Genomic DNA, 23,550 nt, shown 5'->3' with positions numbered 1-23,550 from the left:
GTCAGTCCGTCTCGGCGTCCGCCGGTGCCGGCTGTCGCCGGCCGGAGCGGAGGCGCTGCACGAAGGAATAGACCGCCGCGTTCTGCTTGATGAGGCGCTTTGCCCCCGTCTTCATGCGGTGGAGGGCGGCGGCCGCCTGTCCGGCGGTGGAGGCCGCCCAGAAGAGATCGTGCTGCGTCGTTTCCAGCGTGCACCAGGACCGCTTGTAAGGCTGGTCGCCGATGCCGAAATCGAAGAGGCGCGCGCCGTCCTCGCAGAGCTGGCGGATGATGAGGAAGAACAGCATCTCGCCGGGGCTTGCATCCGCCGCGACGGTCTCGTCGATGGAACCGAACTGGCAGATCGCATGGTCGCCCTTGCGCGACATGCCGGCGATGGCGACGATATGCCCCTCGTGTTCGCCCTTGAGGCGCACGGCGTGAAGGCGGAGCGGATAGGTTTCGCGCGCGTGCGGCACCGCGACGAGCGCGCGGAAGAAGTTGCGCGTTTCCTCGCTGCGGAAGGCGTCCGGCAGGCCCATCGCCTCGAAGCGCGCGGCTTTCTGGCGGAAGAAGGTTTCCAGAAGCGCGACGGCTTCGGCGCCGGGTTCCGCAACGATGTGCTCATAGCCGCCGACGGCGGCGATCCGTCGCTCGGACGCCCGGAACTTCTTGCGACGGCGCTTGGCGTTGAGCTGCGCCAGCGTCTCGTCGAAATCCGCAAAGATCGGCAACTGGAACGAGGCATTCTGGTTGCGCAGGCCGGCAAGCGCGGAGAAGGGGCTTTGCTGCCCGCGCCAGGCAAGCGGCACCTTGTCCAGCAGCAGGAGGTCGAAATGGCGGGCGAAGAGGCCGCGCGCCTGCCGCAGCGCCTTTCCGAATTCTCCCGACGCGGCAAGGGAGCGGAAGGCGGGCGTATGAAGCCCCGTGTTGATGTTGCTGAAATCGCTGGCGAGCAGGCGCGCGATACGCAAGGGGCCGAGGCGGGTGATGCCGAGCGGCAGGAGAAGATGGGTGCGCCCGGCGCAAACCCCTTCGACGACGAGGATCCGCCCGCCATGGCTTCCGGTCCAGGCACGGCACCAGTCGTAGCCTTGGTGAAGGGAAAGGCCGTTCTCCGCTTCCAGTGCCCGCCAGGCGGCTTCCAGCGGCTCCATGCGCTCGTGCAGGCGGAAGGAGAGCGGCCCGGGGGCGGCCGAGCCGCGAGAAGCGTCCGCCGCACCCGTGAAGGCCTGCTCGGATGGCGCGGTCTGAAAATGGAGTTGCATCGCTAGCGGCCCATGCGCCTTTTGTCCGCGGCCGTATCGCCGCAGGACAAGCATAGCCGCAGGGCCTGCCGATTGGTTTAACCCCGGCTTTGGGCCGGCGGGAATCGCCGGGTGCGGTTAGCGATTGGATAACGCGGGGGGAGGGCCGGCCTACCTGCCGCGCGGCTTGCCCGGCTTTTCCATCCACTTGATGATGAGCATGGCCGGCAGGATCCACAAAAGCCCCGTCACCGCGAAATAGAGAAGATGGATGTACCAGGCCGATTGCCCGAGCGTGGCCGAGGCGACGGTCGTCGCGATCAGCGCATAGGCGAGCACGAGGATGATGATGAGGATCGTGCCGATCAGCTTTCTGAGGCGAGGAGGCATGGACGGTCTTCCGGATTCAGGGGAGGGCATGGCCGCGACGGCATGCCGCAAAGGTTCGGGCCTTGTTTTGCACGGGCTGGTCGGGCAAATCAACGCTGGCGGCGCCGCATCTGCGGTTTTGCCGTTGCAATCGCGTCAAATGCCGGCCGGCCATCCGCCTTCCGGACAGAGGAGCCGAGGAAATGAGCGCCACGACCGCCACCGCCTATCGCAGCGGCAACGAGACGGACAGGATCGACCGCAACCGCCGGCAGATCCGCATCTGGCTGGGCTTCGTCCTCTTCACGCTGTTCGTGCTGGTGCTCGTCGGCGGCGCGACGCGGCTCACCGAATCGGGCCTTTCCATCACCGAGTGGAACCCCATCCACGGCGCCATCCCGCCGCTCAGCGAAAAGGACTGGCAGGAGGAATTCGACCTCTACAAGCGCATCCCGCAATATGAGCAGATCAACAAGGGCATGACCATCGAGGCGTTCAAGACGATCTTCTGGTGGGAATGGGCGCACCGGCTGATCGCGCGCTCCATCGGCTTCGTCTTCGCCGTGCCGCTCGCCTTCTTCTGGCTGACCGGCCGCATCGAGAAGAAGATGCGCTGGCCGCTCGTCGGCCTTCTCGCGCTCGGCGGCTTCCAGGGCTTCATCGGCTGGTGGATGGTCTCCTCCGGCCTTGCCGACCGCGTCTCGGTCAGCCAGTACAGGCTTGCCACGCACCTCACCATCGCCTGTCTCATCTTCACCGGTACGATGTGGCTGATGCGCGCGCTTGCGCCGCACAGCGACGATCCGGCGCCTGCGGCGAGCTCCCGGCGCATGGCCGGCATCATCGCCTGCATGGCGATCTTCCAGATCTATCTCGGCGCGCTCGTCGCCGGTCTCGATGCCGGCCTTTCCTACAACACCTGGCCGCTGATGGACGGCGCGGTCGTGCCGGGCGGTCTCTTCGTGCAGCAGCCGTGGTGGATCAACCTCTTCGAGAACCCGAAGACCGTGCAGTTCGTGCACCGCGTCGGCGCCTACGTGCTCTTCACGCTGGTGCTGGTCAACCTGATCGTCTCGCTCCGCGCCGCGCCGCAGACGACCCATGCCCGCCGCTCGCTCGTCCTCTTCGCCCTCGTCTGTCTCCAGGCGACGCTCGGCATCCTCACGCTGGTCTGGCAGGTCCCCCTCGGCTGGGCGCTCGCCCACCAGGCCGGCGCTCTCATCGTGCTTGGCTTCGCCGTCGCGCATTGGCGCGGGTTCTACGGGGAAATGGAACGTCCGTGACTTGAGGAGCGAATTCTTCTATAATCTCGATGATTTTATAGAAGAGGTGCCCTATGGCGCTCAGCCTGAAGGATACGGAAACGGATCGGCTCGCCCGGGAAGTGGCGGCGCTGACCGGCGAAAGCCTGACGACGGCGATCCGCAACGCTCTTGCCGAGCGGCTCGATCGGGAACGCCGCCGCCGCGGGCGTTCGACCGACCTGAAAGGCCGTCTGCTTGCGATCGGTGCGGCCTGCGCCGCCCTGCCGGAACGGGACGGCCGCTCCGCGGACGAGATTATCGGATATGACGAAGACGGGCTTTGGTGATGGTCGTCGATACCTCGGCAATCGCGGCCATTCTTTTCATGGAAGACGATGCCGAACGCTATGCGGAGGCGCTGGCCGGCGCACGAAAAAGCTTCCTGTCCACGGTCACGCTCGTTGAAATCGCGTTCGTGGTCGAGGGACGCAGGGGCGAAGCCGGACGCACGGCATTGGAGGCCTTGCTCGAGGCGCTCGATGCGGAAACGATACCTGTCGATTCGAGACAAGCCGCTCTCGCCATAGAGGCGTTCCGCGCCTACGGAAAAGGCCGGCATCCCGCCGGCCTCAATATCGGCGATTGCTTTTCCTATGCGCTGGCAAAGGCTCTCGACGAGCCCTTGCTCTTCAAGGGCAACGATTTCGGCCAGACCGACTTGCGCTCCGCTCTCGGCTGAACCGCCTCAGCCGTTCAGCATCAGGTCCATGTTCTGCACCGCCGCGCCCGAGGCGCCCTTGCCGAGATTGTCGAGGAGGGCGACGAGGTTGACGTGCGGGGTGCCGGCGGTGCCGAAGACGTAGAGCTTCATGCGGTCCGTGTCGGCCAGCTCCACGGCGTTGACGCGCGGGAGCGCCGCGCTTTCCTTAAGACCCACCACCTCGACGATGTCCTGGCCGGCATAATGATCGGCCAGCGCCTCGTGGATCGAGCCGAGCGAGGCATTGTCGTTGAGGTCGGCAAGGTAGAGCGGCACCTGGACGATCATGCCCTGCGCGAATTTTCCGACCGAAGGCGAGAAGAGGGGCGTGCGGGAGAGAAGGCCGTGCACCTGCATTTCCGGCACATGCTTGTGCTTGAGGGAAAGGCCGTAGAGGAAGTGCGGCGCGTCGATGTGCTCGGGATGGTCGGCGTTCTCCATCTGCGCGATGAGCTGCTTGCCGCCGCCCGTATAGCCCGAGACCGCGTTGACCGTGACCGGATAGTCCTCCGGCAGGATGCCGGCAAGGCGGAGCGGACGCAGGAGCCCGATGGCGCCCGTCGGATAGCAGCCGGGATTGGCGACGCAGCGGGCGCCGGCGATCTTCTTCGCCTGCTCGCGGTCCATCTCGGCAAAGCCGTAGGTCCAGTCCGGATTGACGCGGTGCGCGGTCGAGGTGTCGATGATGCGCACCTGGTTGTTGCCGGAAACCATGGCGACGGCTTCCTTCGAGGCGTCGTCCGGCAGGCAGAGGATCGCGACGTCGGCGCTGTTCAGCATGTCCTCGCGCAGCTTCGCATTGCGGCGCTCGGCTTCGGGAATGGACAGGAGCTCGACATCGCTGCGGCCGGCCATGCGCGTGCGGATCTGCAGACCCGTCGTGCCGTGTTCGCCATCGATGAAGATCTTCGGTTTCATCTGCCATCCATCCTTTTCATGATTTGCCGCCGATATAGACCCTTGCCGTGTCGCATTCAACGCCGTTCGGCGAGCCATTCGGCGCGAAGGCCGAGCATGTACATGGCAATGGTCGAGCCGGCGATGGCGGTGATGTCGGCATGGTCGTAGGCCGGCGCCACCTCCACGACGTCGGAGCCCACCACATGCAGCGCGCCGAGCTTGCGCAGCACCGAGAGGATCTTTGCACTGGAAGGCCCGCCGGAGACCGGCGTGCCGGTGCCGGGCGCATAGGCCGGGTCGAGGCAGTCGATATCGAATGTGAGGTAGGTCGAGTGCGCGCCGACATGACGCACGATCGTGTCGGCAAGCTCGCCCGCGCTCATCTCCTCCACCTCGTAGCCGTAGACGATGCGGACGCCGCAATCTTCCGGCGCATGGGTGCGGATGCCGATCTGGATCGAGCTTTCTGCGTCGATCAGGCCCTCGCGCATGGCGGTGCCGACGAAGGAGCCGTGGTCGATGCGGCCCTTCTCGTCCGGCCAGGTATCCTGATGGGCGTCGAACTGCACCAGGGAGAGGGGGCCGTATTTTTCCGCATGCGCCCGCAGCAGCGGCAGGGTGACGAAATGGTCGCCGCCGAGCGTCAGCATATAGGCGCCGGATTTCAGGATCTTGCGGGCTTCCCGCTCGATGGTCGCCGGCGTCTTCTGGTGGTTGCCGTAGTCGAGCAGGCAGTCGCCGTAGTCGATGACGGCCATGTCCTCGAAGAGGTCGCGCTCGAAGGGGTATTGCGGGTCGTTGTCCATGATTGCCGAGGCGCGGCGGATGGCCTGCGGTCCGAAGCGCGCGCCGGGCCGGTTGGAGGTGGCGGCATCGAAGGGAATGCCCCAGACCACCGCGTCCACGTCCTTCAGCACCTTGGTATAGCGCCGGCGCATGAAGGAGAGGATGCCGGCATGGGTCGGGTCCGATGCGGCGCTCTTCAGCGTTCTGGCCGTAATGGCGTGGTCGATGGTCTTGTTGGCCATGAAAATCCCCTCCGAAATCTGGCGGACGTTCGCCAATCGCGGCGTTTTAGGCAAGGGGGTAAATGGGGCGGCGGGCAAGGATGGGTCACTTTCAGGCCGTGGCAAGGCTGCCCCTCATCCCGCTGCAGCGACCTTCTCCCCGCAAGCGTGGAGAAGGAACACTGCCGCGCTGCCTTCCGCCCGTTTGGCAGGACGTTGCCACAATGCCCTTCTCCCCGCATGCGGGGAGAAGGTGCCGGCAGGCGGATGAGGGGCAAGCGCCTGTCCCCAAAACGAAAAGGCCGGGGCGAACCCCGGCCTTTCCTGAAGAACACGTCTTCCGAGCGATCAGCGCTTGGAGAACTGGAACGAACGACGGGCCTTGGCCTTGCCGTACTTCTTGCGTTCGACGACGCGCGAGTCGCGGGTCAGGAAGCCGCCCTTCTTGAGGATCGAGCGCAGGCCCGGCTCGAAGTAGGTCAGCGCCTTGGAGATGCCGTGACGAACGGCACCGGCCTGGCCGGAAAGGCCGCCGCCGGCAACGGTGGCGTCGATGTCGAACTGGCCGTCACGGGCAGCCGCGACGATCGGCTGCTGCAGGATCATCTGCAGGACCGGGCGTGCGAAATAGGCTTCGAAAGACTTGCCGTTGACGGTGATCTTGCCGGAGCCCGGCTTGACCCACACGCGGGCAACGGCGTCCTTGCGCTTGCCGGTGGCGTAGGAACGGCCCTGGGCGTCAACCTTCTTGACGTGAACCGGGGCGGAAGCGGCCGGAGCTGCAGCGGCGACGCCGAGGTCCTTGAGCGAGGAGAGGTCGGCCATTATCAGGCGCTCCTTGTGTTCTTGCTGTTCAGCTTGGCGACGTCGAGGGCGACGGGCTGCTGGGCTTCATGCGGATGGTTGGAGCCGGCGTAGACGCGCAGGTTCTTCATCTGGCGACGGCCGAGCGGGCCGCGCGGAACCATGCGTTCGACGGCCTTTTCGAGGACGCGCTCCGGGAAGCGGCCTTCGATGATCTGGCGAGCCGTACGCTCCTTGATGCCGCCCGGGTAGCCGGTATGCCAGTAGTACTTCTTGTCGGAGTACTTCTTGCCGGTGAAGACGACCTTGTCGGCGTTGATGACGATGACGTTGTCGCCGTCGTCGACGTGGGGCGTGAAGGTGGCCTTATGCTTGCCACGCAGGCGGTTCGCGATGAGGGTAGCGAGGCGACCGACAACGAGGCCTTCGGCGTCGATGAGGATCCACTTCTTCTCTACCTCGGCGGGCTTCTGTACGAAGGTTGCCATGGGAGTAGCTCTTTCCTTGGGTCCCGGAGCCTTGCGGGCCGCGGGCGTTTCTTGTTGCTTGGTTTGGCTCCCTTGCGGATGCCAAAAATCGAACGCGGCCCGAGGGGACCGCGATCTCGGCGGCTTATAAGCGAGAGCGGATGGGGCGTCAAGAGATGCGATCCGGGAAGCGCTAAAGATAGATAAGCAAAAACAATGGCTTAATTGTGTGGTATCTCAATACCGCAAATTATCGCGGCGGAATCGAGTAGGTTGCGGTGGCATGGGCCACCAGATCCTCGCTGTCAGCATCGAAGATCGAGGCCTCCACCACAGCCAGCCGCTTGCCGAGCTTGAGGAGCCGGCAGGTGCAGGAGAGGGGGCCGGGCGCGGGCTTGCGCAGGAAATTGATGTTGAGATTGGTGGTGACGGCGAGGGCCACCGGGCCGATATGGGCGAGCACCGCGCACCAGGCGCCGACATCGGCGAGCGCGAAGAGGGTGGGCCCGGAAATCGTGCCGCCGGGGCGCAGGTGCCGCTCGTTGGGCATAAGCCGCATGATCACCGTGCCGGGGCCGACCTCCATCACCTCGAAGACCTTGCCGTCCGTATGAAGCTGCGGAAAGTCGGCTTCGAGGAAGCGGTTCAGCGCCTCCGGGTCCATGATCGGCGTCAGTTGCATGGGCATCTCCTCCCGCCTGCTTTACAGTCGGTCCGGCGGGCGCGGCAAGCCCTCTCAAAGTCTATGCCGTTGCGCTTGAAAGCCTTGGCGGTGAAGCGTAGACCGCAAGGAGAGAACGGAAAGGAGGCGATCATGGCGGATGTGGTGACGTTCAGGAAAGAGGAAGCGGCCGGCCTGGTGCGCGTCGAGCGCGCGGAGCCGATCCTCAGGATCACCCTCGACAATCCGCCGGCGAACGCCCTTTCCATCGCCACGATGGAAGCGCTCGGCGCGGCCCTCGATGCCGCCGCGGCCGACGATGCCATCCGCGTCGTCGTGCTCGCCTCGACGGGCAAGGTCTTCTCGGCCGGCCACGACCTCAAGGAAATGACCGCACGGCGCGCGGATGCCGACGGCGGGCGCGCCTTCTTCGAGAAGACCATGCGCATGGCGGCAGATATCATGCTGAAGATCGCCGCGCTGCCGCAGCCCGTGGTCGCCGAGGTCGACGGGCTCGCCACGGCCGCCGGCTGCCAGCTCGTCGCAAGTTGCGATCTTGCCGTCTGCACCGATACTTCGGCCTTCTGCACGCCGGGCGTCAATATCGGCCTTTTCTGCTCGACGCCGATGGTTGCGGTCTCCCGCGCGGCCCACCCCAAGCAGGCGATGGAGATGCTTTTGACCGGTGAGACGATCGACGCCTCCACCGCCAAGGATTTCGGCCTCGTCAACCGTATCGTGCCGCAGCAATATCTGCGTCAGGTGGTCGACAAATACGCCGCCGTCATCGCCTCGAAATCGCCGCAGGCCCTGCGCATCGGCAAGGCCGCCTTCCGCGCCCAGGCCGGCCTGCCGCTCGCCGAAGCCTACGACATCGCCGTCGCCACCATGACGGACAACATGCTGGTGGACGACGCGAAGGAAGGCATCGGCGCCTTCCTCGGCAAGCGCATGCCGGAGTGGAACTAACGTTTTGCGTTAGACGTACTCCGGAAAGCGGAGTATGCTTGGCGGATGATCAAGTCCATTGCGGACACGGCGACACGACAATTCGTGGAGACGGGCAAGTCACGGTTTTCCGGGCTTGATCCTGCGAAGGCGATGGCGCGTTTGAACGTGCTGAACGCAGCGCGGAGCCTGGACGACATATCTCCCCTGCGCTCGATCGGGCTTCACAAGCTGACGGGTGATCGCAAGGGGCAGTGGGCGATGACGATCAACGGGCCATGGCGGCTTTGTTTCCGTTTCGAGAACGGCGACGCCTATGACGTTGAAATCGTCGATTATCATTGAGGAGAAAACGGATGTTCGAGGTTCATCCCGGTTCCATCCTGAAGGAAGAGCTTGAGGCGCGGCAGATGAGCGGAAATGCGCTCGCGCTTGCGCTACGGATCAATTCCGGCCGCGTATCGGAGATATTGAGTGGCAAGCGGGGAATTTCCGCCGATACCGCGCTCCGCCTTGGGCGGTATTTCGGCAATGACCCGCAGTTCTGGCTGGGACTGCAGGCCGCCTATGACCTGGCTGTCGTGCGGCGGGAAAGCGGCGAACGGATATCGAGGGAAGTTCTGCCCGCCGCCTGATCGTCACGCCAGTTTCAGCACCAGCACGCCGGCTGCGATCACCGCGCCGGCGAGGTAGCGCCAGACGCTGGCTTTCTCCTTCAGCACGAAGACCGAGATGAGGAGGGCGAAGACGATGGCGGTCTCGCGCAGCGCCGCGACGGTGGCGACGGGGGCCTTCGTCATCGCCCAGAGGGCAAGGCCGTAGGAGGCGATGGAGCCGGCGCCGCCGAAGAGGCCGCGTGCCCAGTTGCGCCGGACGTGGTTCCAGACGGTGGCCTTGCCGCGGCGCATAACGGCCCAGCCGAAGAGCAGCACCGGCGGCAGCAGCGACATCCACAGCGTATAGGAAACGGCATTGCCGGAGACGCGCGCGCCCGCGCCGTCGACGAAGGTGTAGGTGGCGATCACCACGGCATTGGCGAGCGCGAGCAGGATGGCGTGCCGCCCGCCGCGGCGCGATTCGAAGGCGAGCGTCAGGACGCCGGCCGAGATGACGAGGACGCCGGCCATGGCCGCGGGCGTCAGGTGCTCGCCGAGCACCACGCCGCTCGTCATGGCGACGAGAAGGGGGGCGGTGCCGCGCATCAGCGGATAGACGAGCCCGATGTCGCCGGCCCGGTAGGCGCCCGCCACGAGCTGGAAATAGGCGAACTGCAGGAAGGCCGAGACGAGGATGAACGGCCAGGCCTCCGGCTTCGGTAGCGGCACGAAGGGCAGGAAGAAAAGGCCGACGGCGCCCGCGCCGAGCGCCACCATCGCCGCATCCAGCGACTTGTCCGTGCCGGCCTTGACGATGGCGTTCCAGGTCGCATGCAGGGCCGCGCCGAAGAGCACGAGGAAGAGGACGTCGAGCGGCAATCTGGAACCTCGGGGGCGGGCAGGCGAAGGGAAGCCCTTCTTCCGCCCAAAGCCGGCGATTTGCAATCCGGAATTTTCCGCCAAGGCCGGTCAAGTGCGGTGAAAACGGCCGGATGTGCCCCGGATTGGCACAATCTGCCCGCCCCAACGGCTGGCGGCGCGGTCCGCTTCTTTAAGGTTTTGCGCTAGGGTATCGGCCTGGAAGACGTGTGAGAGACAGTCGCCAACGCCGAAGGAGGCAGCGATGAACCACGATCACTATCCCGACGGCTATATCCGCCAGATCCTGAAATCCGTGCACACGATCGCCGTGCTCGGCGCCTCGCCGAACGATGCGCGACCGAGCCACGGCGTCATGGGTTTCCTGCTCGGCAAGGGCTATCATGTCATCCCGGTCAATCCCGGCCATGCCGGCAGAGAGATCCTCGGGCAGACCGTCTATGCCCGCCTTGCCGACATCCCCGAGCCGATCGACATGGTCGACGTCTTCCGCGCGGCAAGCCAGTTCCCCTCCGTCGTCGACGAGGTGCTGGCGCTCTGCCCGCTGCCGTCCGTGCTGTGGGGCCAGTTCACGGTGCGCGACGATGCCGCCGCCGCCCGTGCGGAAGCGGCGGGCATCCGGGTCGTCATGGACCGCTGCCCGGTGACGGAATATCCGGTGCTGATGCTCAAGGCGTCGTGACGCAGGGCGCATATTGACTTCACGTTGCGTTATCCCAATTCTCCGCCGAGAAACGGGGTAACGCCATGAATCACGATTCTTATCCGGACTATTATCTCGCCGACATCCTGCGCTCGACCAAGGTGATCGCGCTCGTCGGCGCCTCGCCGAACCCCGAGCGGCCGAGCTACCGGGTCATGGGTTTCCTCCTGCGCAAGGGCTACCGGGTCATCCCGGTCAATCCGGGGCAGGCCGGCAAGGAGATCCTCGGCCAGCCCGTCGTCGCCCGCCTTGCCGATATCCTCGAGCCGATCGACATGATCGACGTCTTCCGCGCGGCCGATGCGCTGCCCTCCGTCGTCGATGAGGCGCTGGCGCTCGACCCTCTGCCCAAGGCGATCTGGGGCCAGCTCTCCGTGCGCAACGATGCGGCGGCCGCCAAGGCCGAGGCCGCCGGCGTCAAGGTGGTGATGGACCGCTGCCCGGCGATCGAATATCCGCGCCTCGTCGCCTGAAGATTTCCGCAAAGCGCGCCCTGCGCCTTGCCTTCCTGGCGGAAAATCTTTCTTTGACCGCCCCCTATCTCTCTGAAATAGTGCCGGAACTCAGCCAGGGAGGCCCCATTCATGACGAAGAACAAGCCCGGATTTTCCACGCTCGCCATCCATGCCGGCGCCCAGCCGGACCCGACGACCGGCGCGCGGGCGACGCCGATCTACCAGACCACCAGCTTCGTCTTCAACGACACGGACCATGCCGCCGCGCTCTTCGGCCTGCAGGCTTTCGGCAATATCTACACCCGCATCATGAACCCGACGCAGGCGGTGCTCGAAGAGCGCGTCGCGGCGCTTGAAGGCGGCACGGCGGCGCTCGCCGTCGCCTCGGGCCATGCCGCCCAGCTCCTCGTCTTCCACACGATCATGCGGCCCGGCGACAATTTCATCGCCGCGCGCCGGCTCTATGGCGGCTCGATCAACCAGTTCGGCAATGCCTTCAAGAGCTTCGACTGGCATGTGCGCTGGGTCGATCCGCTCGATCTTTCCGCCTTCGAAAGCCAGATCGACGACAAAACCAAGGCTATCTTCATCGAGAGCCCGGCCAATCCCGGCGGCACCTTCGTCGATATCGCGGCCATCGCCGAGATCGCCCATCGCCACGGCCTGCCGCTCATCGTCGACAACACCATGGCGACGCCCTATCTCCTGCGCCCGCTGGAGCACGGCGCCGACATCGTCGTGCAGTCGCTGACCAAGTTCATGGGCGGCCACGGCACGTCGATGGGGGGCATCATCGTCGACGGCGGCACCTTCGACTGGTCGGCCTCCGGGAAATATCCGGCGCTGTCCGAGCCGCGGCCGGATTATGCCGGCATCGTGCTGCACGCCACCTTCGGCAACTTCGCCTTCGCCATCGCCTGCCGGGTGCTGGGCCTGCGCGATTTCGGCCCGGCCATCTCGCCGTTCAACGCCTTCCAGATCCTCAACGGCATCGAGACGCTGCCGCTTCGCATGCAGCGCCATTGCGACAATGCGCTTGCCGTCGCCAAGTGGCTGAAGACCCATGACAAGGTGGCCTGGGTCAACTATGCCGGCCTTGAGGACAACGAGAACCACGCCCTCCAGCAGCGCTATTCGCCGAAGGGGGCGGGGGCCGTCTTCACCTTCGGCCTCAAGGGCGGCTACGAATCGGGCAAGCGCTTCGTCGAGGGGCTGGAAATGCTCTCGCACCTCGCCAATATCGGCGACACGCGCTCGCTGGTCATCCACCCGGCCTCCACCACGCACCGCCAGCTTTCCGAGGAGCAGCAGGTGGCCGCCGGCGCGGGCCCGGATGTCGTGCGCCTGTCCATCGGTCTTGAGGACGTCGCCGACATCATCGCCGATATCGAGCAGGCGCTGGCCAAGGCTTGAGGCGGGATCGCCCCTCATCCGGCCTGCCGGCCATCTTCTCCCCGCGGGGCGGGGAGAAGGAAACATGCGGGGCGCCTTTCCCGTTCATCGCCTGCAATGCTTGAGGAGGCCGGCGCAACATCCCCTTCGCCCCGCTTGCGGGGAGAAGGTAGCGGCAGCCGGACGAGGGGCGCTTCGCTCACGAAGGAACGGATAGCCTTATGACCAAGATACGCGATTTCGACATTACCGGCATCGAGCCCGAGACGGGCCGCCCTGCCGCCGACCGGCTGATCGCGGGCGACCCGGTCTTCACCACCTGGAACATCGAAGAAGCCGATGGCGGCCTTTATGCCGGCATCTGGCAGTCGACGCCGGGCAAATGGCGCATCCAGTACGACGAGTGGGAATATTTCCACATCCTCGAAGGACAATCGATCATCGTTTCGGAAAACGGCGAGACCACGCACCTGAAGGCCGGCGACCGCCTGATCCTCAGGCCCGGCTTCAAGGGAACCTGGGAAGTCGTTGAAACGACTCGCAAGGATTACGTCATCCGGCTTTAGGTTTTTCGCATGCCGTGATCACCATGCGAGTTCCAGCGCCTCCAGCCCGTGGAAGTGATAGACGTCCTTCACCACGGGCTTCTTCTCGATCCTGAGGCCGGGCAGGCGCTGGAAGAGGATCGGCAGGGCGACGTTCAGCTCCAGACGGGCAAGCGGCGCGCCGATGCAGAAATGGATGCCGGCGCCGAAGGAGAGGTTCGCGCCCTCGTCGCGATCCGGCCTGAAGGTGAGCGGGTCGGTGAATTTCTTCGGGTCGAGATTGGCAGCGGCGAGGATCATCGCCACCTTCTCGCCGCGGCGGAACCGGATGCCGTCGAGTTCGACGTCCTCGAGCGCATAGCGCTGGAAGATGTGCACCGGCGCGGAGATGCGCAGGCATTCCTCCACCGTGCGCTCCGTCGTTTTCGCATCGGCGAAGAGCATGGCCGGATCGGCGCCGTTTTCGAGGATGGTGCGCACGGCATTGCCGATCTGGTGCACCGTCGCCTCGTGGCCGGCATTGAGCAGCACGATGGTGGTGGAGACCAGTTCGTCCTCGGTGAGGAGCTGGCCGCGGTGCTCGGTGTGCACCATGTGCGAGAGCAGGTCGTCGCGCGGCTCGGCCCGGCGCTCGGCGATCACGCCGCGCACGTAGTCGGAAAATTCCTCGGCCGCCCTGTCGGCATTGACCTCGTCCTCGCGGGTGCGGCCGAACATGTACATGCGCACATAGGCATGCGACCATTTCAGGAGCTGCGGCCCCATCGCGTCGGGAATGCCGATCATGCGGGCGATCATCGTCACCGGCAGGATATCGGCGAAGGCGGACAGCAGTTCGACCCTGCCGTCCCTCTCGAAACGGTCGATCGCCTCATGGCAGAGCGCGGCGATCTCCGGCGTCAGCTTCTCGATCATGCGCGAGACGAAGGCGCGGTTGACGAGGGTGCGCAGCCGCGTGTGCTCCGGCGGCTCCAGCTCCAGCAGCGACCAGGCCTCGGCGGCGTCGAAATGGGCAAGATGCGGCTGGGGCGCCGGCATCCCGAGTTCCTCGCGCGTCGCCACATGCAGGATCTGCCGGCCGAAGCGGCGGTCGCGCAGGAGCGCGTTCACATGGTCGTAGCCGGTGAAATACCACATCTTCTGCTCTTCCCACCAGAAGGTGGGACAGTGCGCATGCAGCGCCGCATAGGCCGGATTCGGATCGCGGTAGAAATCGGGATTGCGGCCGTCGAGCGAAACGCGGCGGCTGGCGGGATCGATGTTGAGGAAGGGCAGGTGCGTCGTCGTCATGGCCGAGAGCTAATCCATTTGGCGCCCGTCGGAAAGAGCGATTCGACAATGAGGATGAAGTGAACTAAGTTTAGTGGACTAAGTCCATGAGGGGGCGCCCGTGCGTGTCGTCAACATCCATGAAGCCAAGACCCACCTTTCCCGCCTTGTCGAGCAGGCGGCAGAGGGCGAGGCCTTCGTCATCGCCAAGGCGGGAAAGCCGATGGTGCGCGTCGTGCCGTTGGAGAGCGGCACTGCCAGGGCGGCTCCGCGTCGCTTCGGGTTCCTTCGGGGGCAACTGAAGGTTCCCGCGGATTTCGACAGGATGGGCGAGGGGGAAATCGAAAAACTGTTCAGCGGTGACGAATGAGGCTGCTGATCGATACCCATCTCCTGATCTGGGCCGCCGAAGGGCCTGAACGCCTCAGCGCCGAGGCGGTCTCCTTGATGGCCGACGAGGATAACCTGCTGGTTTTCAGTGCCGCAAGCATTTGGGAAATCGCGATCAAGCAGGCTCTGAACCGGCATGATTTCTCGGCCGATGCGTCCCTTGTCCGGCGCGGCCTCCTCGAAAACGGCTACGAGGAATTGCCGATCAATGCCGCGCACGCGGTTGCGGTGGCGGACCTGCCGGCCATTCACGCCGATCCTTTCGACCGCATGCTCGTCGCCCAGGCGCGAACCGAGGGTCTCCTGCTACTGACCGCAGACCGGCGTCTGGCGTCCTATCCCGGCCCGATCCGCCTCGTGTGATCCTGCCCGGCAGGATTCACCCTTCCTTCACCCTGTCCGCCATCCGCTTGTGGAAATCCGCGCTTCGGCCGCGCGCCGGTTAACCGCATTCTGGCATAGAGCGCCGCAAAACATGCGGCCGTCTTGAAGTCCGATACCCTGACACTCTATGTAGGGAGGACGAAACTTGCTGATTCCCAACGCTTGCGACGGGTTTCAGGGCCACTTGAGATGAAGGATTGACATGACAAATCCCGTAGATACCGCCATGGCTCTGGTGCCGATGGTCGTCGAGCAGACCAACCGCGGCGAGCGTTCCTACGACATCTATTCGCGCCTCCTGAAGGAGCGCATCATCTTCCTGACGGGTCCCGTCGAGGACCATATCGCCACGCTCGTCTGCGCGCAGCTTCTCTTCCTCGAGGCGGAGAACCCGAAGAAGGAGATCGCGCTCTACATCAATTCGCCGGGCGGTGTCGTCACCTCCGGCATGGCGATCTACGACACGATGCAGTTCATCAAGCCGGCCGTCTCGACGCTGTGCATCGGCCAGGCCGCCTCGATGGGCTCGCTGCTTCTGGCCGCCGGCCACAAGGACATGCGCTTTGCCACGCCGAACGCCCGCATCATGGTGCACCAGCCCTCCGGCGGCTTCCAGGGCCAGGCCTCGGACATCGAGCGCCACGCCAAGGACATCCTCAAGATGAAGCGCAAGCTGAATGAGGTCTACGTCAAGCATTGCGGGCGCACCTACGAGGAAGTCGAGCAGACGCTCGACCGCGACCATTTCATGAGCGCGGACGAGGCGAAGGACTGGGGCCTCGTCGACCGCGTCATCACGAGCCGCGAAGCGGTCGAAGGACCTGACGCAGCGTAAGGTCATGGTTTTGCCGCGGATGAAGCTATTGTGACACATTTGTAAGGTCCACGGGGCTTTATCCGCCCGGCAAAGGCGGTAATATTGGCCGTTAATGCTATGTTGATTTGTGACAGCCTAGCATTCGGTATTTCGGTGGGGGATTCGTTGCCACCGGGTCTGGGGCCCAGCCCCTTTTCCGGTCAGTACCCCTGGAGCCTTTGACGGATGGCGCGAGCGGTTCCGGCAAGGGCGGTTTGAGTGGTCCGGCCATCTTCCGCAAGGAATGGGCGGCGTGCTGGAAGGAAAGTGATATGAGCAAGGTCAGCGGCAGCAACGGCGGCGACTCCAAGAATACCCTTTACTGCTCCTTCTGCGGCAAGAGCCAGCACGAGGTCCGCAAGCTGATTGCCGGACCGACGGTGTTCATCTGCGATGAATGCGTCGAACTGTGCATGGACATCATCCGCGAAGAGAACAAGACCTCGATGGTGAAATCCCGCGACGGCGTTCCCACGCCCCAGGATATCATCAAGGTCCTCGACGAATACGTCATCGGCCAGCAGCAGGCCAAGCGCATCCTGTCGGTCGCGGTGCACAACCACTACAAGCGCCTGGCGCATGCCGCCAAGGGCTCGGACGTGGAACTGGCGAAGTCGAACATCATGCTGGTCGGCCCCACGGGCTGCGGCAAGACCTACCTCGCCCAGACGCTCGCCCGCATCATCGACGTGCCCTTCACCATGGCCGACGCCACGACGCTGACCGAAGCCGGTTACGTCGGCGAGGACGTGGAGAACATCATCCTCAAGCTCCTGCAGGCGGCCGACTACAATGTCGAGCGTGCCCAGCGCGGCATCGTCTATATCGACGAAGTCGACAAGATCTCGCGCAAGTCCGACAATCCGTCCATCACGCGGGACGTGTCGGGCGAGGGCGTGCAGCAGGCGCTTCTGAAGATCATGGAAGGCACGGTCGCTTCCGTTCCCCCGCAGGGCGGCCGCAAGCATCCGCAGCAGGAATTCCTGCAGGTCGACACGACGAACATCCTGTTCATCTGCGGCGGCGCCTTCGCCGGCCTCGACAAGATCATCTCCGCCCGCGGCGAGAAGACCTCCATCGGCTTCGGCGCGACGGTGCGTGCGCCGGAAGACCGCCGCGTCGGCGAGGTCCTGCGCGAACTGGAGCCGGAAGACCTGGTCAAGTTCGGCCTCATCCCCGAGTTCATCGGCCGTCTGCCCGTGCTGGCGACGCTGGAGGATCTCGACGAGGACGCGCTGATCCAGATCCTGTCCGAGCCGAAGAACGCGCTCGTCAAGCAGTACCAGCGCCTGTTCGAGATGGAAGACGTGGAGCTCACCTTCCACGAGGACGCGCTGCGCGAGATCGCCCGCAAGGCGATCGTCCGCAAGACCGGCGCCCGCGGCCTTCGCTCGATCATGGAGAAGATCCTGCTCGACACGATGTTCGAGCTGCCGACGCTGGAAGGCGTGCGCGAAGTCGTCATCTCCGACGAGGTGGTCAAGGGCGCGGCCCGTCCGCTCTACATCTACTCGGAGCGCTCCGAAGAGAAGGCCAACGTTTCGGCCTGACCGGCTGGCGGAACGGCCCCTCATCCCGCTGCCGCGACCTTCTCCCCGCAAGCGGGGAGAAGGGGAATGCCGAACCGGTTTCCGGTTTCGCGAAGCCCCGGCATCCTTTCCCTTCGCCCCGCTTGCGGGGAGAAGGTGCCGGCAGGCGGATGAGGGGCTGTTTGCCGACGGTCCGGGACCCGCTGCGGCGGGTCTTTTCGTGTGAGCCGCCTAGCGACATTTCGTGACTGGTCGTTCGCCGGGGGAAGGGGCATGATGCGCAACCTTCCGCTGCTTTGGCGCGCCGTTGCGAAACGATGCGCGCCACGCCAGAATGGAAGACTTCGATTCTGTCTCGCGTATGCTCCGGCGGTCTTGCCGGAAGAAGGCCGCAAGTTCCGCGACAGGGCCGCAGGCTAGGCTTTCTCCATGTGAGCGCATATCCGGTCCGCCGCGAGGTGGGGCACTCCGCGGCCGTACTTGAAAAAGCGTTAACCGCACGCCACTTGTGGGTGGAAAAGATCGCCGGCCCGGTGAGCCCAAGCACCGATCGGTCCGGTTCCCGGAAACGGGACGTTTGAAAGGAAATGACATGACGAAGAAGACGTCTGCGCCGCACGAATCGACCGCTTTCCCGGTCCTGCCCCTGCGCGACATCGTGGTGTTCCCGCATATGATCGTGCCGCTGTTCGTCGGTCGCGAGAAGTCGATCCGCGCGCTGGAAGAGGTGATGGGCACCGACAGGCAGATCATGCTTGCCACCCAGATCAACGCCTCCGACGACGACCCGGAGACCGACGCCATCTACCGCATCGGCACCGTCGCCAACGTTCTCCAGCTCCTCAAGCTGCCCGACGGCACCGTCAAGGTGCTGGTCGAAGGCCGCGCGCGCGCCGAGATCGACGGCTATACCGACCGCGAGGAATTCTACGAGGCGACGGCCCATGTGCTGGCCGAGCCGGAAGAGGACCCGGTGGAGATCGAGGCGCTGTCGCGCTCGGTCGTCTCCGAGTTCGAGAACTATGTGAAGCTCAACAAGAAGATCTCGCCCGAGGTCGTCGGCGCCGCGAGCCAGATCGAGGACTACTCGAAGCTCGCCGACACGGTCGCTTCGCACCTCTCCATCAAGATCGTCGAGAAGCAGGAAATGCTGGAGACGACGAGCGTGAAGCTGCGCCTTGAAAAGGCGCTCGGCTTCATGGAAGGAGAAATCTCCGTCCTGCAGGTCGAGAAGAGAATCCGCTCGCGTGTAAAACGCCAGATGGAGAAGACCCAGCGCGAGTACTACCTCAACGAACAGATGAAGGCGATCCAGAAGGAGCTCGGCGACGGCGAGGACGGCCGCGACGAGATGGCCGAACTGGAAGAGAAGATCGCCAAGGCCAAGCTCTCGAAGGAGGCCCGCGAGAAGGCGGACGCCGAGCTCAAGAAGCTGCGCCAGATGAGCCCGATGTCGGCCGAAGCCACCGTCGTGCGCAACTATCTCGACTGGCTGACGGGCATTCCGTGGGGCAAGAAGTCGAAGATCAAGACCGACCTCAACAACGCGGAAAAGATCCTCGACGAGGATCATTTCGGCCTCGACAAGGTCAAGGAGCGCATCGTCGAGTACCTCGCCGTGCAGGCCCGGTCCAACAAGATCAAGGGCCCGATCCTTTGCCTCGTCGGCCCTCCGGGCGTCGGCAAGACCTCGCTTGCGAAATCCATCGCCAAGGCGACGGGCCGCGAATATGTCCGCATGGCGCTCGGCGGCGTGCGGGACGAGGCCGAGATCCGCGGTCACCGCCGCACCTATATCGGCTCGATGCCCGGCAAGGTCATCCAGTCGATGAAGAAGGCGAAGAAGTCCAACCCGCTCTTCCTGCTCGACGAGATCGACAAGATGGGCATGGACTTCCGCGGCGACCCGTCTTCGGCCCTGCTTGAGGTGCTGGACCCGGAACAGAACTCGACCTTCATGGACCACTACCTGGAAGTCGAATACGATCTCTCCAACGTCATGTTCGTGACGACGGCGAATACGCTGAACATTCCCGCGCCCCTCATGGACCGCATGGAAGTGATCCGCATCGCCGGCTACACGGAAGAGGAAAAGCTGGAAATCGCCAAAAGGCACCTCTTGCCCAAGGCGATCCGCGACCACGCGCTGCAGCCGAAGGAATTCTCGGTCACCGACGGCGCGCTGATGGCGGTTATCCAGCAGTACACCCGCGAGGCGGGCGTTCGTAACTTCGAGCGTGAACTGATGAAGCTCGCCCGCAAGGCGGTCACCGAGATCATCAAGGGCAAGGCGAAGAAGGTCGAGGTCACGGCGGAGAACATCCACGACTTCCTCGGCGTTCCGCGCTTCCGCCACGGCGAAGCCGAGCGCGAGGATCAGGTCGGTGTCGTCACGGGCCTTGCCTGGACGGAAGTCGGCGGCGAGCTGCTCACCATCGAAGGCGTCAGCCTGCCGGGTGGCAAGGGCCGCATGACGGTGACCGGCAACCTCAAGGACGTGATGAAGGAATCGATCTCGGCGGCGGCCTCCTATGTCCGCTCGCGCGCCGTCGATTTCGGCATCGAGCCGCCGCGCTTCGACAAGACGGACATCCACGTCCACGTTCCGGAAGGCGCGACGCCCAAGGACGGCCCGTCGGCCGGCATCGCCATGGCGACCGCCATCGTGTCCATCATGACCGGCATCCCGGTCTCGAAGGACATCGCGATGACGGGCGAGGTGACGCTGCGCGGCCGGGTCCTGCCGATCGGCGGTCTCAAGGAGAAGCTGCTCGCAGCCCTTCGCGGCGGCATCAAGAAGGTGCTGATCCCGGAAGAAAACGCCAAGGATCTGGCGGATATTCCGGACAACGTGAAGAACAGCATGGAGATCGTCCCGGTCTCCCGCATGGGCGAGGTCATCGAACATGCGCTGCTGCGCAAGCCCGAGCCGATCGAATGGGACGGCTCTCTCGAGGCGGCCAAGGTGCCTGCCGTCGAATCGTCCGAGGAGGGCGCAGGCGCCGTCGCGCACTGAGCCTTCGCCTCCCGCATTGCCGCGTTTTCGGCGCGGAAAAGCGAAAGACCGGCCTTCGGGCCGGTCTTTTTCGTTGAAAACGTGTGTAAACCCCGGATTCTCAGGGGATTGCGGCGAAATATTCTTGCGGGTCGAAGGGCGATGCGTATTCTGCCCCCGACTTGTATGAGTCGTTTCAAACCGTAAGAAAGGGGTGGAAACATGAACAAGAATGAACTCGTATCCGCGGTCGCTGAGAAGTCCGGCCTCTCCAAGACGGACGCAGCATCGGCTGTCGACGCCGTTTTCGAGACGATCCAGGGCGAACTCAAGAACGGTGGCGACGTTCGTCTCGTCGGTTTCGGCAATTTCTCCGTATCGCGTCGCGAAGCTTCGAAGGGCCGCAACCTTTCGACCGGCGCCGAGATCGATATCCCGGCTCGCAACGTGCCGAAGTTCTCGGCCGGCAAGGGCCTGAAGGACGCCGTCAACGGCTGATCCTTCGTGCCGCATGATCCCTAAGTCGGAAGCGGTTTAGGGATCACGCGGCATATCGATGTCGTGCAGCGCCTGATGTGTCATTCATGGCGCGCTGCGCTGCAGGGCAGAGCGGTTATCCACTCCGCCGCAAAATCCTGGATTTCAGGATCGGGGCCCGGTTTTCCGGGCCCCTTTTTATTGAGCCAAGGAACGGCCGCCTGTCATGCGGCTGTTACACGAAGGCCGCAGAACCGCCGGGTTCCTTGAAACCGGATTCCGGAGGCTTTCATGAAGACCCGTTCGCTCACCGCCGCGCTCGCGGCGGTCCTCGCCGCATCGGCGGCGCCCGCCGCCAGCGCCGAGCCCGTATTCAACCGCATTGCATCCTTCGCCGTCGCCGACAACCTGCCGGACGGCAAGGACAAGGCGACGCCCACCTCGTCCGAGATCATCGCGACGAGCGAGGACGGCAACACGCTCGTCTATTCCGACAGCCCGCTGAAGGCGATCGGCTTCATCGACATCACCGACGCGAAGGCCCCGATGGCCGGCGGCATCGTCCCCTTCGACGGCGAGCCCACCTCGGTGACCATCGCCGCCGGCAAGGCGCTCGTCGCCGTCAACACGCGCGAGAGCTTTACCAAGCCTTCCGGCATCCTCGCCCAGGTGGATATCGCCACGAGGAAAGTGGAAGCGACCTGCGATCTCGGCGGCCAGCCGGATTCCATCGCGCTCAACAGGGACAAGACGCTCGCCGCCATCGCCATCGAAAACGAGCGCGACGAGGAGGTCAATGACGGCGATCTGCCGCAGATGCCGGCCGGCGACCTCGTTCTTCTCCCGCTCAAGGACGGCGTCGTCGATTGCGGCTCGATCCGGCATGTCGCGCTGACCGGGCTTGCCGATATCGCCGGCGACGACCCGGAACCGGAATTCGTCTCCTTCAACAGCCTCGACGAAGTGGCGCTCACGCTTCAGGAGAACAACCACATCGTCATCGTCGACGGCAGGACGGGCGCCGTGAAGACGCATTTCTCCGCCGGCACCGTCAGCCTCGAAGGCATCGACACCAGGAAGGACGGTGCGCTGACGTTCACCGGCGAGATGAAGGACGCCGCCCGCGAGCCCGACGCCGTGAAGTGGCTGGACGACGACCGCCTCGTCGTCGCCAACGAAGGCGACTGGAAGGGCGGCGCGCGCGGCTTCACCATCTTCGACAAGCAGGGCAAGGTTCTCTACGAGAGCGGTGCGTCCTTCGAACGCGAGGTGGCGAAGATCGGCCACTATCCCGACAAGCGCAACAAGAAGGGCATCGAGCCGGAAGGCCTGGAGGCGGCGAAATTCGGCGACGACAACCTCTTCTTCGTGCTGGCGGAGCGTGCCTCGGTGGTCGGCGTCTACGAGGATACGGGCGCCGAGCCTGAGCTTCTCCAGCTCCTGCCGTCGGGCATCGGCCCGGAAGGTGCGGTCGCCATCCCCGGCCGCAACCTGCTGGTAACGGCCAACGAGACGGACCTCGTGGAAGACGGCGGCGCCCGCTCGCATGTCATGATCTACGAGCGCGCCGAAGGCGAGGCGGCCTATCCGCAGATCGTCTCCACGGAAAAGGACGGCGAGCTGATCGGCTTCGGCGCGCTCTCCGGCCTCGCACCGGTCGAGGGCAAGCCGGGCATGCTCTATGCCGTCAACGATTCCTTCTACGCCGCGCAGCCGACGATCTTCACGATCGACGCGACGGCCAAGCCGGCGAAGATCGTCGATGCGCTGCGCATCACCCGCAACGGCGCACCCGCCCAGAAGCTTGACAGCGAAGGCCTGACGCCGGGCGGGAAGGGCGGCTTCTGGCTCGCCAACGAGGGCGATGCCGACAAGCTCGTTCCCCATGCCATCCTCCATGTGAACGAGAAGGGCGAGATCGACAGGGAGATCGCCATCCCCGCCGAGCTGCGGGCGCATGAGAAGCGCTTCGGCTTCGAGGGCATCACCCGCGTCGGCGAAGGCGACGACGAGGTCCTCTGGATGGCCATGCAGCGCGAATGGGGCGACGACGAGAAGGGCTTCGTGAAGCTCGTCTCCTACAAGCCTTCCTCGAAGGAATGGGGTGCGGTGCGCTATCCGCTCGACACGACGGCGGAAGGCTGGGTCGGCCTTTCGGAGATCGCGGCCCATGGCGACCACGCCTATATCATCGAGCGCGACAACCTGATCGGCACGGCCGCGAAGCTGAAGAAGCTCTATCGCGTGGCGCTCGCCGACCTGAAGCCGGCCAAGCTCGGCGGGGAACTACCGGTGGTGAGGAAGGAAGAGGTCCGCGACCTCATCCCCGACCTCAAGGCCGGCAACGGCTATGTCGTCGACAAGGTCGAGGGCTTTGCCATCGACGCCGCCGGCAACGGTTTCGTCGTGACGGACAACGACGGCGTCGACGATTCCTCCGGCGAGACCCTGTTCTTCGGCATCGGCCCGCTCAACGCGATGTAAGTCGGTGGCGGTTGCCCCTCACCCTAACCCTTTCCCCGCAAGCGGGGAGAGGGGACTTGCCCTGCGAACCGGCATTGCTTGAGGAAAACGGTGCATCCTGTTCCCTTCGCCCCGCCTGCGGGGAGAGCGACTGTCTTTGTGGTCAAGCGTTTTTCCATGGTTTGCCGTCGCGGATGATTGCGTTGAGGATGGTGAGGAGTTTTCGCATTGT

At 64.6% G+C, this 23,550-nt stretch carries 26 protein-coding genes; 17 read left to right on the top strand and 9 right to left on the bottom strand.

Features of this window, described 5'->3' with window-relative positions; genetic code table 11:
• Position 1 precedes the first annotated feature (1 nt).
• Positions 2 to 1,246: a GNAT family N-acetyltransferase gene (locus tag HNQ66_RS12920; protein WP_184144574.1), complete on the bottom strand. Its 1,245-nt coding sequence runs from the start codon at positions 1,244 to 1,246 to the stop codon at positions 2 to 4.
• A 150-nt stretch (positions 1,247 to 1,396) separates the two neighbouring features.
• Entirely contained in the window at positions 1,397 to 1,615 is a 219-nt protein-coding gene (locus HNQ66_RS12915) for a DUF2842 domain-containing protein (RefSeq protein WP_184144573.1), read from the bottom strand.
• 182 nt (positions 1,616 to 1,797) lie between these two features.
• On the opposite strand from HNQ66_RS12915, the gene HNQ66_RS12910 reads away from it, so the two are divergent.
• The 3 genes from HNQ66_RS12910 to HNQ66_RS12900 are packed head-to-tail and all read left to right on the top strand — an operon-like array spanning position 1,798 to position 3,577.
• Positions 1,798 to 2,877: a COX15/CtaA family protein gene (locus HNQ66_RS12910; RefSeq protein WP_184144572.1), complete on the top strand. Its 1,080-nt coding sequence runs from the start codon at positions 1,798 to 1,800 to the stop codon at positions 2,875 to 2,877.
• A 53-nt stretch (positions 2,878 to 2,930) separates the two neighbouring features.
• Positions 2,931 to 3,185: a type II toxin-antitoxin system VapB family antitoxin gene (locus HNQ66_RS12905; protein ID WP_184144571.1), complete on the top strand. Its 255-nt coding sequence runs from the start codon at positions 2,931 to 2,933 to the stop codon at positions 3,183 to 3,185.
• A complete protein-coding gene (locus HNQ66_RS12900) occupies positions 3,185 to 3,577 on the top strand; it encodes a type II toxin-antitoxin system VapC family toxin (RefSeq protein WP_184144749.1) in 393 nt (130 codons plus the stop codon). Before HNQ66_RS12905 ends, HNQ66_RS12900 begins: the two co-directional genes overlap by 1 nt.
• A gap of 6 nt (positions 3,578 to 3,583) precedes the next feature.
• Here the strand turns inward: HNQ66_RS12900 and argC are convergent, their stop codons facing one another.
• The 5 genes from argC to HNQ66_RS12875 form a co-directional block, all read right to left on the bottom strand.
• Entirely contained in the window at positions 3,584 to 4,516 is a 933-nt protein-coding gene (gene argC / locus HNQ66_RS12895; protein ID WP_184144570.1) for an N-acetyl-gamma-glutamyl-phosphate reductase, read from the bottom strand.
• 56 nt (positions 4,517 to 4,572) lie between these two features.
• A complete protein-coding gene (gene speB, locus HNQ66_RS12890) occupies positions 4,573 to 5,526 on the bottom strand; it encodes an agmatinase (protein WP_184144569.1) in 954 nt (317 codons plus the stop codon).
• A gap of 327 nt (positions 5,527 to 5,853) precedes the next feature.
• Positions 5,854 to 6,330, bottom strand: a complete 477-nt coding sequence (rpsI, locus tag HNQ66_RS12885; protein WP_064329731.1) for a 30S ribosomal protein S9 — start codon at positions 6,328 to 6,330, stop codon at positions 5,854 to 5,856.
• A 2-nt stretch (positions 6,331 to 6,332) separates the two neighbouring features.
• On the bottom strand, positions 6,333 to 6,797 hold the full coding sequence (gene rplM / locus HNQ66_RS12880) for a 50S ribosomal protein L13 (protein WP_023513729.1): 465 nt from the start codon (positions 6,795 to 6,797) through the stop codon (positions 6,333 to 6,335).
• Between the two features lie 229 nt (positions 6,798 to 7,026).
• The gene (locus HNQ66_RS12875) at positions 7,027 to 7,458 is read right to left on the bottom strand and encodes a PaaI family thioesterase (protein ID WP_184144568.1); all 432 of its coding nucleotides are present in this window, start codon (positions 7,456 to 7,458) and stop codon (positions 7,027 to 7,029) included.
• A 132-nt stretch (positions 7,459 to 7,590) separates the two neighbouring features.
• On the opposite strand from HNQ66_RS12875, the gene HNQ66_RS12870 reads away from it, so the two are divergent.
• The 3 genes from HNQ66_RS12870 to HNQ66_RS12860 are packed head-to-tail and all read left to right on the top strand — an operon-like array spanning position 7,591 to position 9,020.
• Positions 7,591 to 8,406: an enoyl-CoA hydratase gene (locus HNQ66_RS12870; protein WP_184144567.1), complete on the top strand. Its 816-nt coding sequence runs from the start codon at positions 7,591 to 7,593 to the stop codon at positions 8,404 to 8,406.
• 45 nt (positions 8,407 to 8,451) lie between these two features.
• Entirely contained in the window at positions 8,452 to 8,730 is a 279-nt protein-coding gene (locus HNQ66_RS12865) for a type II toxin-antitoxin system RelE/ParE family toxin (protein WP_184144566.1), read from the top strand.
• Positions 8,731 to 8,741: 11 nt separating this feature from the next.
• Positions 8,742 to 9,020 carry a HigA family addiction module antitoxin gene (locus HNQ66_RS12860; RefSeq protein WP_184144565.1) on the top strand — a complete coding sequence of 93 codons (279 nt, stop codon included), beginning with the start codon at positions 8,742 to 8,744 and terminating at the stop codon, positions 9,018 to 9,020.
• Between the two features lie 3 nt (positions 9,021 to 9,023).
• Here the strand turns inward: HNQ66_RS12860 and HNQ66_RS12855 are convergent, their stop codons facing one another.
• Positions 9,024 to 9,860, bottom strand: coding sequence for an EamA family transporter (locus HNQ66_RS12855; RefSeq protein ID WP_184144564.1), 837 nt, complete (start codon positions 9,858 to 9,860; stop codon positions 9,024 to 9,026).
• 244 nt (positions 9,861 to 10,104) lie between these two features.
• Here HNQ66_RS12855 and HNQ66_RS12850 point away from each other — a divergent pair, with 244 nt between their 5' ends.
• The 4 genes from HNQ66_RS12850 to HNQ66_RS12835 all read left to right on the top strand — a co-directional run bounded on the left by HNQ66_RS12850 (position 10,105) and on the right by HNQ66_RS12835 (position 12,976).
• Positions 10,105 to 10,542: a CoA-binding protein gene (locus HNQ66_RS12850; RefSeq protein WP_184144563.1), complete on the top strand. Its 438-nt coding sequence runs from the start codon at positions 10,105 to 10,107 to the stop codon at positions 10,540 to 10,542.
• Between the two features lie 65 nt (positions 10,543 to 10,607).
• Positions 10,608 to 11,036, top strand: a complete 429-nt coding sequence (locus tag HNQ66_RS12845; RefSeq protein ID WP_184144562.1) for a CoA-binding protein — start codon at positions 10,608 to 10,610, stop codon at positions 11,034 to 11,036.
• Between the two features lie 111 nt (positions 11,037 to 11,147).
• Positions 11,148 to 12,431 carry an O-acetylhomoserine aminocarboxypropyltransferase gene (locus HNQ66_RS12840; protein WP_184144561.1) on the top strand — a complete coding sequence of 428 codons (1,284 nt, stop codon included), beginning with the start codon at positions 11,148 to 11,150 and terminating at the stop codon, positions 12,429 to 12,431.
• A gap of 200 nt (positions 12,432 to 12,631) precedes the next feature.
• Positions 12,632 to 12,976: a cupin domain-containing protein gene (locus HNQ66_RS12835; RefSeq protein WP_184144560.1), complete on the top strand. Its 345-nt coding sequence runs from the start codon at positions 12,632 to 12,634 to the stop codon at positions 12,974 to 12,976.
• Between the two features lie 18 nt (positions 12,977 to 12,994).
• Here the strand turns inward: HNQ66_RS12835 and HNQ66_RS12830 are convergent, their stop codons facing one another.
• Positions 12,995 to 14,245 carry a cytochrome P450 gene (locus tag HNQ66_RS12830; RefSeq protein ID WP_184144559.1) on the bottom strand — a complete coding sequence of 417 codons (1,251 nt, stop codon included), beginning with the start codon at positions 14,243 to 14,245 and terminating at the stop codon, positions 12,995 to 12,997.
• Between the two features lie 100 nt (positions 14,246 to 14,345).
• Between HNQ66_RS12830 and HNQ66_RS12825 the strand changes: the two genes are divergently transcribed.
• From HNQ66_RS12825 to HNQ66_RS12795, 7 genes are all read left to right on the top strand, one after another.
• Positions 14,346 to 14,594 carry a type II toxin-antitoxin system prevent-host-death family antitoxin gene (locus HNQ66_RS12825; RefSeq protein WP_184144558.1) on the top strand — a complete coding sequence of 83 codons (249 nt, stop codon included), beginning with the start codon at positions 14,346 to 14,348 and terminating at the stop codon, positions 14,592 to 14,594.
• The gene (locus tag HNQ66_RS12820; RefSeq protein WP_184144557.1) at positions 14,591 to 14,977 is read left to right on the top strand and encodes a type II toxin-antitoxin system VapC family toxin; all 387 of its coding nucleotides are present in this window, start codon (positions 14,591 to 14,593) and stop codon (positions 14,975 to 14,977) included. Before HNQ66_RS12825 ends, HNQ66_RS12820 begins: the two co-directional genes overlap by 4 nt.
• 223 nt (positions 14,978 to 15,200) lie before the next feature.
• Complete coding sequence (gene clpP / locus HNQ66_RS12815) at positions 15,201 to 15,833, top strand: ATP-dependent Clp endopeptidase proteolytic subunit ClpP (protein WP_184144556.1); 633 nt, start codon at positions 15,201 to 15,203, stop codon at positions 15,831 to 15,833.
• Positions 15,834 to 16,126: 293 nt separating this feature from the next.
• The gene (gene clpX, locus HNQ66_RS12810; protein ID WP_184144555.1) at positions 16,127 to 17,404 is read left to right on the top strand and encodes an ATP-dependent Clp protease ATP-binding subunit ClpX; all 1,278 of its coding nucleotides are present in this window, start codon (positions 16,127 to 16,129) and stop codon (positions 17,402 to 17,404) included.
• Between the two features lie 571 nt (positions 17,405 to 17,975).
• Positions 17,976 to 20,399, top strand: coding sequence for an endopeptidase La (gene lon / locus HNQ66_RS12805; RefSeq protein WP_184144554.1), 2,424 nt, complete (start codon positions 17,976 to 17,978; stop codon positions 20,397 to 20,399).
• A gap of 201 nt (positions 20,400 to 20,600) precedes the next feature.
• Positions 20,601 to 20,876 carry a DNA-binding protein HupB gene (gene hupB / locus HNQ66_RS12800; protein ID WP_108001199.1) on the top strand — a complete coding sequence of 92 codons (276 nt, stop codon included), beginning with the start codon at positions 20,601 to 20,603 and terminating at the stop codon, positions 20,874 to 20,876.
• 270 nt (positions 20,877 to 21,146) lie between these two features.
• Positions 21,147 to 23,339, top strand: coding sequence for an esterase-like activity of phytase family protein (locus HNQ66_RS12795; RefSeq protein ID WP_184144553.1), 2,193 nt, complete (start codon positions 21,147 to 21,149; stop codon positions 23,337 to 23,339).
• Positions 23,340 to 23,550: the final 211 nt, after the last annotated feature.

The organism is Shinella fusca (genome assembly GCF_014203155.1).
In the GTDB taxonomy this organism is placed as follows: domain Bacteria; phylum Pseudomonadota; class Alphaproteobacteria; order Rhizobiales; family Rhizobiaceae; genus Shinella; species Shinella fusca.
Note: the sequence above shows the minus strand (reverse complement) of the source record. Positions and strands in the feature narration are given on the sequence as shown.